Source organism: Dysgonomonas sp. PF1-14, assembly GCF_029892965.1.
Taxonomy (GTDB): Bacteria; Bacteroidota; Bacteroidia; order Bacteroidales; family Dysgonomonadaceae; genus Dysgonomonas.
On the sequence record NZ_JARXWN010000009.1, the window covers coordinates 35,548 to 47,085 of the forward strand.

General features: G+C 42.9%; 8 protein-coding genes. All 8 read right to left on the minus strand.

The window, feature by feature from the left end; translation table 11 throughout:
- Positions 1–2: 2 nt before the first annotated feature.
- The 8 genes from M2448_RS11875 to M2448_RS11910 all read right to left on the minus strand — a co-directional run bounded on the left by M2448_RS11875 (position 3) and on the right by M2448_RS11910 (position 11,386).
- A complete protein-coding gene (locus M2448_RS11875; RefSeq protein ID WP_280646279.1) occupies positions 3–2,360 on the minus strand; it encodes an ABC transporter permease in 2,358 nt (785 codons plus the stop codon).
- A gap of 22 nt (positions 2,361–2,382) precedes the next feature.
- Positions 2,383–3,633 carry an HlyD family efflux transporter periplasmic adaptor subunit gene (locus M2448_RS11880; protein ID WP_280646278.1) on the minus strand — a complete coding sequence of 417 codons (1,251 nt, stop codon included), beginning with the start codon at positions 3,631–3,633 and terminating at the stop codon, positions 2,383–2,385.
- 41 nt (positions 3,634–3,674) lie between these two features.
- On the minus strand, positions 3,675–4,997 hold the full coding sequence (locus M2448_RS11885) for a TolC family protein (RefSeq protein ID WP_280646277.1): 1,323 nt from the start codon (positions 4,995–4,997) through the stop codon (positions 3,675–3,677).
- Between the two features lie 391 nt (positions 4,998–5,388).
- Positions 5,389–6,513: an AMP-binding protein gene (locus tag M2448_RS11890; protein WP_280646276.1), complete on the minus strand. Its 1,125-nt coding sequence runs from the start codon at positions 6,511–6,513 to the stop codon at positions 5,389–5,391.
- A complete protein-coding gene (locus M2448_RS11895) occupies positions 6,465–7,514 on the minus strand; it encodes an o-succinylbenzoate synthase (RefSeq protein ID WP_280646275.1) in 1,050 nt (349 codons plus the stop codon). Before M2448_RS11895 ends, M2448_RS11890 begins: the two co-directional genes overlap by 49 nt.
- Before the next feature lie 89 nt (positions 7,515–7,603).
- A complete protein-coding gene (menB, locus tag M2448_RS11900) occupies positions 7,604–8,425 on the minus strand; it encodes a 1,4-dihydroxy-2-naphthoyl-CoA synthase (protein WP_280646274.1) in 822 nt (273 codons plus the stop codon).
- A gap of 103 nt (positions 8,426–8,528) precedes the next feature.
- Positions 8,529–10,193, minus strand: coding sequence for a 2-succinyl-5-enolpyruvyl-6-hydroxy-3-cyclohexene-1-carboxylic-acid synthase (gene menD, locus M2448_RS11905; RefSeq protein WP_280646273.1), 1,665 nt, complete (start codon positions 10,191–10,193; stop codon positions 8,529–8,531).
- A 62-nt stretch (positions 10,194–10,255) separates the two neighbouring features.
- Positions 10,256–11,386: an isochorismate synthase gene (locus M2448_RS11910; RefSeq protein WP_280646272.1), complete on the minus strand. Its 1,131-nt coding sequence runs from the start codon at positions 11,384–11,386 to the stop codon at positions 10,256–10,258.
- Positions 11,387–11,538 lie beyond the last annotated feature (152 nt).

Consider the following 11,538-nt stretch of genomic DNA (forward strand, 5'->3'; position numbering starts at 1 on the left):
AATTATTCGTTTTTCAGTGAATCTACAGGGTTCTGGTTCGCTATTTTGAGGCAGTTTATTACTACAATTAGTTCGATAAAAAGCAGGATAATCAAACCGCAAAGAGCAATCAACAATGGTGATATGGAAACCTTCTCGCTAAAATTCTCCATCCATTTGTTGCTGATAACCACTGCCGTTATACCACCAATAACAATGGCCAGCGGAGCTATATAGAGGATATCTTTTACGAATAGTTTCAGTATGTCGGCAAGGGTAGCTCCGTTTATCTTGCGCACAGCTATTTCGGATGTACGGCGTACAATCTCGTTGTTGATGTAACCGATCAACCCGATGAGAGTAATCAGTATGGTTATAATACCGCCTATAGTTATAGCATTACGGAAACGCTTCTCTCCGGAATACATCTTTACCATATTTTCGCTGTAAGGCGATAATACGACTTCACGTTCGGGCAATGCTGTTTTCAACACCTCATATGCTGCTTTTATGTTTTCGCTGTTTATTGTATTCAGCTTTACTAATAAGGTAGAGGCCGGAATTTCGGCATAAAGCAATATAGAAGGTCGCATATCCTGATTACTTATCGCCCCCAGACGGATATCGGGAAATACGCCTACAATACGACACAAGCCATGTTCCGATACATTTACATCCTTACCTACCACTTCGTCCCAACCGGCAAGGGCTTTCATTTTGTCTTTGAATAATTTGCTGACCAGGATGTCGTTCTTTGTACTGTTTTTATCAAATCCTACTCCTTCGATAATCGGGATTTCCATCAACGGGAAATAGTTTTCATCAGCCCTGTACATATCGGCTATATTAAACAAGTCTTCGTTTCCGCCCGGCAAGCTAATATTATTACCCGACATACTATTAAAGGGTAAATTGCTTGCTGTGGCAACTGTTGTTACCTGTGGCAATTGGCTCAATTCATCAACCATAGCCTGCACTTTAGCTTTCGGTACGCCAAAGGCATCCATATACATCGTATTCTGATAAGTATATCCCGGATTGTCGTTGATCATTACCTGATATTGCCTGCTGACAACGACAAGGAGCAGAAACAGGAAAGAAGCAGCCACGAACTGCACAAACAACAGGACGAGCTTCCAACCTCTACGAGACTGTGTAAAATTGCGAAAGACTGTTGCTACCGGAATCCTCGATAGTATATATGATGGTACAATAGCTGCAATAAGGAATATGAATACGCAAACAAACAACAGGAACAGAGATGAACGCAGATTGAACAGTGCACCCAATGAAGCTGATAACAGATCTGTTATCACCCCCCTGAAAAAGGATACAAGCAAAACAGCCAACAGCAGGGAGAGAAAGAAGTGAAGCAAGGTTTCGGCAAATATCAGCTTGGATACATCTTTTTCGGTTGCCCCATAGCATTTGTAAACGGCAATCTCCTTCGAGCGCCCTACCAGTGCGGTGATCACGATAAGTATATAATTGAGTACAGCCGTAACGATCAAAGCAAAGGCTATAATAGAAAGTAACAGGATCAGCCGTTTTACGTCAGGCGAATCGCTGTGCAGCGATGTCAGGGGGAACAACAGGTATTTCATCGAAAAATTATGCTCTTTCTCGAGCCGTTCTATATCCTGATATTTTTCCTGCATCTTCCGCATTGCCGGATACAGGCTTTCGCGCTGTACATCATGACGCAGTTTTACATAGGCTATATAACGGTCGTTTCCAATCCAGTTCTCACGCCCGTCCCTGCTAAAATTAGGCAATGAATTTAAAGACACAATTATATCGTAACGTGCATGTGAATTTTCAGGTACATCTTCAAATACACCTCCAATCGTAATTGCTTTTCCGGGACGCGACTCCAGTTCAATCTGACGATTTACGACATTACCTCCCATCTTTTTTGCCACCGATTCAGAAACCATTGCATACAATGGGCGCGACAGGATTTCTTTGGCATTACCTGCTATCATGGGACGAGGCAATACCTCGAAGAAACAACTGTCAGCCATAATAAAACTGGCTTTATAACGGTTTTTATCATTATCGGAAAAAACGGCATCGTCCCAAGCCAGCCAGGTAAAGCGTGTGGCTGCTTCTATCTCCGGCATTTCTGCTTTCATACCCGGAGCAACAGCTCCACTTACCTGTCCCCATTCCTGTGGTCCCGATTCGCGGCTTTCCATAGCAGACCACACCTGACAGATACGATCGGCATCGGGATAGAAATCATCGAAGTTGCGCTCGAAACTTACCTTTGCCAGAAGAATAAGACCGACAGCCAATCCTGTACCCAGCGTTATTATCTTGATTATATTACTATTTCCCTTCTTGAAAAACGAGCGTAAGGCTAATGTCAGATTTTTCATAGCGTGTGTGTTACTCTTTTCCTTATTTCAATATAAGTTCCTGTACATCACCATAGGTATCGTAAGACGAAGTAATTACTTTTTCACCCGGTTCCAGACCACTGGTTACTTCATAATAGTTAGGATTCTGGCGTCCGATCGTGATGTTGCGTCTCACAGCTTTATCTCCGTCTGCTGTTACTACAAATATCCACTGTCCTCCTGTTGTCTGATAGAAAGGCCCTCGCGGTATCAAAACAGCTTCTGCCGGCTGTCCGAGTTGCAGATTGATGTAATAAGTCTGTCCGGCACGTATATTATCGGGGCGTTCGCCTTCGAATACAAAATCAGTCTTAAACTGCTTATCCCTCACTTCGGGATATACCTTCCTGACACGAAGTGCAAAGTTTTTATCCTGACGCTCAAATGTAGCATCCAGTCCGGCTTTTACGCGGTCGATGTAATGCTCATCGATCGTTGCTTCCACTTTGTAGTCAGACAATACGCTGATTTGCCCGATACGTTCACCTGACGATACAGTCTGTCCGATTTCTACATCGAGTATTCCCAACTGCCCGTCAACAGGTGCTTTTACATTCAGATTATCGACACGCTGGCGTACCAGTACCAGATTCTGACGGATATTGTGCAGACTTTCCTCCATCTGGGAGATCTGAATACCACGATAAATTGAATCCTGCTTCTGACGTTCCACGACAAGCTTACGATCGTTTACGGCATATTCATAGTCTTCCTTTGCCTGCAAATATTCTTCTTTAGAGGTAAGGTTTTCGGAATAAAGTTGTTTGTACTGTTCGTACTTCCTTTTTTTCCTGTCCACTTCCATATCCAGTTTCAGTTTTTCTTTCCGCAGATTCAGTTTTTCCTGTTCCATAGCCACCTGTGTGTTTCGCAAGAAATTCTGTTTCTCAGCTAACTGGGCTTCACTATCGAGTATATTCAAGCTAAGCATAGGGTTTGTCAGGCTAATAATAGTTTGACCTCTGCTCACTTCAGAACCTTCCTCTACAAGTTTTTCGGCAACCATTCCTCCTTCTATTGCACTCAGATGGATCGTATTTATAGGTAATACTTGTCCATTGATGCGCACATAGTCGTTGAACATACCTTTCGACACATCCTGCACCGTTACTTTCTCTTTTTCCACATTGAGCTTCGAGGCATGGTTTCCGAATATAATCCATCCGATAATCAACAGAATCACAGCACCTCCGGCGATAAATGGAATATGTTTTTTTGTTAGTCCTTTTTTCTTTTCTATGATCTTATCCATAGTATTTAGTTTTTATATATTTATAAAGATTTGTTTCTGTCTTATTGTACAATAAAAGGGATGCCTCTGTAATAATTGACAAGCCTGTGTTTTAGTTCATATTTCAGGCGTGCGTTCACTTCATCCACCCTTGCCTGCAACAGGCGGTTGGCACTGGTGTGCAAGTCGATTGCGCTTATCAGTCCTTCGGTATATTTGCGCTGGTTTACATTGTGTGCTATCGTCATGGCATCGGTCTGTTTTTTTGCCTGATAATATTCATCGGCCTGTCCGTTCATATCGGCTATAGCTTGTTCTATCTCGCTGTACACTGCTCGCAACGTTTCGTCTCTCTCATTCTCGGCAATAACCAACTCCGCTTTACTCTTTTTCACCTGAGCCGAGCGTGAGAAACCTGAGAAAATTGGGATGGACAGATTGAAGCCGACATAATGTCCGCGTCTATCCTTTATCTGATTTTTAAAAGATGAATATTCACTACCGTCCATGTAGCGGGAAAAGTTAGTGCTAATCCCTGCCCCAACAGAGATAACAGGAAATAAACCGCCCTTGGCTACCTTGTACGATAATTTCTGTGTTTGCAGGGAAGATTCTGCCGCCATTACTTTGGGATTGTAATACTTTGCTTTTTCGAAAAGAGACAAAGCCGAATCTTCCGATTTGGTTATCAGTTCATCCATCGACATTCCGGCTATCATCAGATCTTCATCTATAGGGAAGTTCATTTTTTCTTTCAACTTTATAATGCCTATTACCAATATGTTTTTCTGGCGGGTAAGGTTATAATTATCACTTGCCTCTTTCGCTACCAGTTCTGCTACATCGGCGGCACCTTTCATACCCAATTCTTCCATACGCTTTATGCGTTTTACATTCGATGTGCTTTCTTCGAGTTGTTGCTCAGCCAACGTTACCATTTCCATGTAGTACGACACATTGATAAATTCTTCCATTGTTTCGTATGCCAAAATATCTATGGTTTCCTGCAACTTCTGTTTTCCCATCAACTTATTCATTTTCTGCAACTTTACGCGTGTGATGCCAGACAGTCCGTCAAACAATGTCATAGACGAATTTAAACTGTAACCGTTACTGAACGAGTTTCTATCGATATAGGCATTAGTCTCCGAATCGAGTCCTCTACCAAACTGGAAAGAGGCATCTGCTTCAGCTTTAAGTGAAGGCAACAGCTTACCTACAGCTTCGAGATAGTTCTGATGATAAATGCTATTTTCAGCATCTTTTTTATTCTTTTTCGGACTATTTTCGATTGCATAACGCATGCACTGCTCTAAAGTCCATTTCTCCTGACTGTTAATAGTAAGGCTTAAAATAATAGCGACAGTTAATAATAAGTATTTCATAAGTCTTTGCTTAGTTTCATTTTACTAATATTGAAACCAAATCCGTGCCAAAACAGATAAAATACACATTATCAAACAATTGATTTCTCACAAAAGAACAGGGAGTGTAAAAATATTTTACACTCCCTGTTTAATTCTGTTACATTTTTATGATTCAATTTCATTAATTAAGGTTTGCTGTACTGATTTATATACATAATAAAGGAGATTCGCCACGAAGTGGCAGGTTAGTTCAGCCCAATATGAAGCGTTGGGTCAGGTAATAGTAGATGTGTTTGCAGGCTGTAAGCCCAAGTTATATTCAAGACAAATTAACCTGCGCCTTCAGCGCGCCTATTTAAACCGTTTTGTGATCCCAACGCTTCGCATTGGGCTGAAGTAAGGCAGGCTTTCAGCCCTGACATATCAGTTCTTTCAATAAGGCTCTGCTTATTTTACCCGTTTCGGTCAATGGAATGGCATCTATCTGAATTACTTTCTTTGGCATATAGTATGCGGGCAGTTTATCAGCAAACAGGGATTCATCAACCCTTTCTTGTGTAACCAGCACTACTATTTCACCAAACTTAATATCGGGCAATGAAGTAATGGCAAACGGACTTTTTATATACGGTTTTAATGAAGCTTCCACTTCTTCGGCCTGTATTTTTACACCTCCACTGTTTATAACATTATCCTTACGTCCCAAGATACGAAAACTACCGTTCTCGTGTATCTCGGCAATATCATTAGTGTACAGCCGCTCGGCTGAAACTAACGGTGCATCTATAATCAAAGCATTATCGTCCGAAAGGGACAGTGCTACATTATCGAATGGGATATAATTACCGGAAGTGTCAGTTCCGTTCAGTTTTTTAAGGGCAATGTGCGAAAGGGTCTCGGTCATGCCGTATGTGGAATACACATTGTTAGGAAACGATTTTAATTGCGTCTCCATTTGAGCGTCTACCGCACCGCCACCTATTATCAGATTCTTTATTTTCATCAAACGGGCGCGTTCAATATCATCTTGCAAGCTATTATAGACCTGCATGGGAATCATTGCCGCAAAGTCGAAAACCGTATCTGTGTCTCTCAACGGATTGCCCGATGGAGGTACAGGATAAAGATCGAGTCCGGCAATAAGGGAGCGCACCACCATCATCTTTCCGGCTATGTAATCGAGCGACATACACAACAAAGCTTTATCGCCATCCTTTAGTCCTAGAAACGAACAGGTAAGCTTCGCGCTCTGCATCATACGCGATTTTTCCACAAGTATTTCTTTCGGCGCACCTGTAGAACCTGATGTTTGTACTTTAAGAAACGGAGAGCGCGAAAACCAATCTTTCAGAAACAAATACAACTGATTGTGAAAGTCCGATTTGAGAGCAAAAGCGGGAACTCCTTTACTCCTGAAAGTATCGGGCAGATACACCCCGCCCTCGATCGTTATCGTTTGGCGTTTTATATAGAGTTGATACATTATTATTCTATGTCTTTTACCGAAAACACCCTGCCATCGGGATCGTACCACAGGCAATCACCTTTTATATGCAAAGGCATTTCCACATTATTCGTATAAAGCGCACCCGTACCCAGTCCTTGCGGCATAGGATTATCGAATGTTGCGCACCACTGAGCTATGGCATTCAGTCCTATATTCGATTCCAGTGCTGACGTTATCCACCAATGGATGTCCATTTTCTCTGCCAACGCTATCCACTCGTTGCAACCGCTGATCCCGCCATGTAGGGTGGGTTTCAGTATTATATACTGCGGACGGATAGTTTCCAGCAACCGCTTTTTTTCGTTGGGATCATTCACTCCGATCAGTTCTTCGTCCAGTGCTATGGGCAGAGGTGTTGAAGCTGTGAGCCGCGCCATTTCGTCCCATTGTCCTGCCCTGATAGGTTGCTCTATTGAATGCAGGTCGAGTTCGGCAAGGCGTTTCAGCTTATCTAAAGCATCTGACGGAGAAAAAGCCCCATTGGCATCTACCCGCAAAGTCAACCGGCGAATGCTCACATGCTGACGTATATAACGAAGTAAATCCAGTTCTTGTTCAAAATCTATTGCTCCTATCTTTAGCTTTATACAGCGAAAACCCTGTTCCAGCTTCGATTCTATCTGTTCCAGCATATAGCTGTAATCGCCCATCCATATCAGACCATTGATGGGAATGCCTTTCTCTCCTTTGGCAAATGCAGTATCCCATAACTTAAAACTACCTTGCTCTAATTGCCGCAAAGCTGTTTCCAATCCAAAAAGGATAGATGGAAACGGGCGCAGGGCTTCGGTATCGAGCTTTCCCTCTTCTTCAAGCTTGCGACAAAAATGCTTTAAGTTCCGTTCGTAATCTTCATTATAATCGCAACTCAGATCGAACAAAGGGGCGCACTCTCCTACTCCCCACCGTTCGGGAGAGAAAACGGAAGTAACTACTACATACCATACCTTATGGTCGTGATACACTCCGCGCGAAGTTCCTGCCGGACGTTTAAATTGGAGTGTATAGGGAATGATTCGGGTTTTCATAGGCCCCTCCTAGCCTCCCCAAAGGGGAGGTATCTATTAAAACAATATTTCATTCTATAAAAAGTCCCCCAACGGGGGATTTAGGGGGCTCACGGAAATTTAGGGAACTTTTTGAAATCAGGTTTACGCTTTTCAAGGAATGCGTGTTTGCCTTCCTGCGCCTCATCTGTGAGGTAATACAACAGTGTGGCATTTCCTGCCAGCTCCTGAATACCCGCCTGTCCGTCGAGTTCGGCATTAAGCCCCATTTTGATCATGCGCAATGCCATCGGACTGTGCTGCATCATCTCGTGCGCCCATTTCACAGTCTCATCTTCAAGTTGGTCGAATGGAACGACAGTATTCACAAGTCCCATTTCCAATGCTTCCTGTGCTGAATACTGACGGCAAAGGAACCATATTTCGCGGGCTTTCTTTTGTCCTACGATACGTGCCAGATAGGATGAACCGAATCCTGCATCGAAGCTGCCTACACGTGGGCCTGTCTGTCCGAATATAGCATTTTCGGATGCAATGGACAGGTCGCAAACCACATGAAGAACATGACCGCCACCAATGGCATAACCGTTTACCATAGCGATAACGGGCTTAGGCAGCGAACGTATTTGTTTTTGTACCTCAAGTACCTGCAAACGCGGAACTCCGTCTTTACCAACATATCCCCCTTTACCTTTTACGTTCTGGTCGCCGCCTGCACAGAAAGCTTTATCGCCCGCTCCGGTAAGCACTACGACATAGATGTCCTGGTTTTCGTGGCAGATGCGCAGTGCATCGCTTATCTCCATTGTTGTAGTCGGCGTGAACGCATTGCGGTAGCGTGGACGGTTGATAGTTATACGACCTATACCTTCGAAATAATCGAACAGTATATCTTCATATTCTTTTATGGTTTCCCATTTTCTTGTTGCCATGTTATTTTAATTTGAAAATTTAACTACACTTTGTTCCGTTGAACGTTGTTTGAAAATTCGGAAATTAGCAAATAATTCTTCAATTCTCGAATCTGCTAATTTACTAAATTAGTTTATGATAATACTCTTTAAACACCTGCTTACTAACCTCCATATCGGTAGTTACTTCCAGTATCATAGATTTGTTGATCGTTTCATCTGTCAGTATAGCCAGATTAGTGTTCAATTCTTCCTTGTTGTTTGCCGACAGATATTCAAATCCTGTTGCTTCTGTCCATTTACGGGCATCACCTGTATGGGTTGCCGCTACATATCGTGTGAGAGACGGAGCCTTATTCAGTCCGGGTAGCAGATGGAAAATCCCACCTCCTCCATTGTTAATGAGCAGAATACGCAGATTCTGAATATGGCTGATATTCCACAATGAACCTATAGCATAGAAGAAACTCAGATCGCCTATCATCAGATATGTAATACCTTTGGACACTGAAGCAAAGCCAACAGCCGTCGGCAATGAGCTTTCGATACCGTTAGTGCCACGATTACAGAAAACCTCTATAGATGGGTCTTGTGTGTAAAGTTGCACATTACGCACTGTAGAACTATTGGCAAGATGAAGCATTGCACCCTGCGGCAAAGCTTTTATAAAAGCCCCTGCTACCTGCAAATCCGAAAAAGGTGTATTCGCTGATGGTTCTGTTACAGCATCCGAAGCCTTTTTCCATAAGTTGAAGTATGGCTTTTCCGCATCTTCCGTAATAGCAACACACAAGTCATTCAGAAACTTTTCATTATCTGTCTCTATCAGATCGGTCAGCGACTGAAACAAATCCGCGACCTCGCCCGATTGTGTCAGATGCCAATGAGTTTTTGGTTTATTCGCTCTGAGATATTGTTTCAGGCGTTTCGATACGATATGTCCACCCAATGTAATTACCAGATCGGGCGCATAATCAGCTTTCTCATCTTCGGGCATGGCATACAGCCACGCATCGAAATCAGATACAAGTAATGGTGAAACACAGTTTGACAGATACTCAGTAAAGACTACACAGCCGCCACGTTTTACCAGATTCTCCAATGTCTTTACCAGCTCTGGCGACTTGAATAATTGCCCTACAACGATCATTCGCTTAGACGATGTAGACCATTTCGCCGCAAAAGGGTTTATATCTACAGACTTATTGGTGCGAGCATAGTGGATGCGTCTTACTTGCGGCAGTACTTCTACCGAATAGTCGAATAAGGGTTCGGATATAGGTACGTTAATCTGTACAGGCCCTGCCGCATCGGCAGTACAGGCTATCAGTGCTTCGTTGATCAGGCGATTGCAAAACCATTCGTCCTGCGCAGTGTTTATTTCCGGCAGATTGACGGCCTTTTTCACCATTGACCCGAAAGCTCCCGGCTGTGGCAATGTCTGCCCGTCCATCTGTCCGATCCACTCGGAAGAACGGTCTGCCGACACTACTATAAGCGGTAATTGCTGATAATATGCTTCTGCAACTGCAGGTGCAAAATTGAGCAGTGCCGTACCCGATGTACAACAAACAACAACAGGTGCTTTGACACACTGGATTATACCTAAAGCGTGAAATGCAGCGTTGCGCTCATCTACTATCACATGGCACTCAAAAAAACGGTTCTGCGAAAAGGTTTGCAACAGAGGAGCATTGCGCGAACCGGGCGACATCACCACATGCTTTACTCCGTATTCTTTGAGTAAAGCTACTGTTTGTAGTACATTTTTCTTTATTGAAAAAGACATATCAAAAATATTTGGCCCCCTAAATCCCCCAAGGGGGAATTAAACCAACGGAGGCATTTATATTATTCGTCCACAAAAGTCCCCTTTGGGGGATTTAGGGGGCTTATTATACTTTTTATCGTCTGCAATTTATTTTCTGTCTCTTCCCATTCCGATCTCATCTCAGAGGATGGCATCATCCCTCCTCCTGCATAGAGACGAAGCTGTTCTCTACCGATCTGCATACATCTCAGATTTACATACAGCCGGCTTTTGCCCTCGATATCCAATGGCCCTATAAAACCGGAATAGTATCTACGGCCGTACGATTCATTTCTCAGAATGAAATCGAAAGCTCTCTTCTTTGGGAAACCGCACACAGCCGGACTCGGATGCAGCAGATCCAGCAAGTCTCCTATCTTGCAACCCTCTTTCAGTCTGAAGGAGAACTTCGTTTTCAGATGTTCTATATTACCGGCACGAGCCGTAAAAGGGCCGTTCTTTACAATCTCACCGCTTACTTTATCCAGTTGCTGCTGCATATAGTCGACAACGATCTGCTGTTCTTTCCTGTTCTTATCATCCCAATCCTCTGTCGAAAGCACTTTAGTTCCTGCCAATGCTACGGTCTTATACGTATCGTCTTGCTCCGACACGAGCAACTCCGGCGATACGCCCATCCACGCTCCGGTTTCGGGTGTATTGCACAGGAAGACGAAATTGTCGGGATATTTGTTGCACGCTTTTCGGAATGATGTTCCTGCCGAAAATCCATCGGTGCGCTTTACATCGAAAGTACGAGACAGAACTATTTTCTGGAATTCACCATTCTCCAATGCTGTATGAAATGTCTTATAAATAGAACTATATTGATCGAATGAGTCAACAGAGGATTGGTTACTTATATCTATCTGAGAAGTATTATTATCAAAGCTTTCGGTCGTAAGATACTTATAGATATTACGTTCTCCGTTGATGCACTTATCGGGGCGAATGAGTATTACAGGCGTATCTGCCGAAATATGAAAAGGTGCTATAACAAAACCTTTCTCCGGATTCAGTTCTGGCAGCGTATTTAATTTTGCCGCAGGCACCGATGTTTGTAATACAAGGTTAAGTTCCTGCTCACGAGCAAGCCTGTATATGGCAAAGCGTATATTTTTTTCTATCAAAGTGTCAAAAATTCGATAATCGAAGTCTTGATTTAATTCCATTATTACATCATTTATATCAAATAACAAAAGTACAAAATAGAAGACTGTTTATCCATATCAATCCAACTTTTTTATTGTCTAAGTGTTATTTCTATAAGATAGCTATATTTCGCATTCTGCCGGTATTGAATAAACAGTTCACGACTTAGCTA

Excerpts from the sequence above, each read along its gene's own strand:
- M2448_RS11885 (WP_280646277.1), bottom strand. The coding sequence starts at position 4,997 with ATGAAATACTTATTATTAACTGTCGCTATTATTTTAAGCCTTACTATT.
- menB (WP_280646274.1), bottom strand. The coding sequence starts at position 8,425 with ATGGCAACAAGAAAATGGGAAACCATAAAAGAATATGAAGATATACTG.
- M2448_RS11910 (WP_280646272.1), bottom strand. The coding sequence starts at position 11,386 with ATGGAATTAAATCAAGACTTCGATTATCGAATTTTTGACACTTTGATA.
- M2448_RS11875 (WP_280646279.1), bottom strand. The coding sequence starts at position 2,360 with ATGAAAAATCTGACATTAGCCTTACGCTCGTTTTTCAAGAAGGGAAAT.
- M2448_RS11895 (WP_280646275.1), bottom strand. The coding sequence starts at position 7,514 with ATGAAAACCCGAATCATTCCCTATACACTCCAATTTAAACGTCCGGCA.
- M2448_RS11880 (WP_280646278.1), bottom strand. The coding sequence starts at position 3,633 with ATGGATAAGATCATAGAAAAGAAAAAAGGACTAACAAAAAAACATATT.
- menD (WP_280646273.1), bottom strand. The coding sequence starts at position 10,193 with ATGTCTTTTTCAATAAAGAAAAATGTACTACAAACAGTAGCTTTACTC.